This is a genomic window from Leadbetterella sp. DM7, from assembly GCF_040829825.2.
Lineage (GTDB): Bacteria > Bacteroidota > Bacteroidia > Cytophagales > Spirosomataceae > Leadbetterella.
Genome location: NZ_JBFOLH020000057.1, coordinates 1 through 301 on the forward strand (window position 1 = coordinate 1; position 301 = coordinate 301).

Here is a 301-nt window from a genome sequence, read left to right on the forward strand (position 1 = left end):
GTACCTTTAGCCGTGGCTGTATTGTGTACTTTGCCGTTGTTCACGTCTGCCTGCGTTACCGTATAGGTTGCCGTAAACGTTGTCTCTGCTCCCGGTTCAAGGCTCGCTGCTGAGGCTGGAGTTATTGTTCCTAAACCTGGTAGCGGGTCACTTACCGTTACATTGGTTAGGGTCACATTACCCGTGTTCTTCACTTTGAAGCTATAGGTGATCACACTTCCCACCGCGTGAGGGCCAGCCGATGCTGTCTTCACAAGATCAATGGATGGCGCCGCAGTAAACGGTACGTCTTCCTCGTCGG

The 301-nt window shown here is 52.5% G+C and carries 1 protein-coding gene; it reads right to left on the reverse strand.

Annotated features, from left to right (window positions below; translation table 11 throughout):
- Positions 1-301, reverse strand: a 301-nt coding sequence (locus AB2U10_RS19220; RefSeq protein WP_493820794.1) for a CLIPPER-2 domain-containing protein, incomplete at both ends; no start/stop codon positions are given.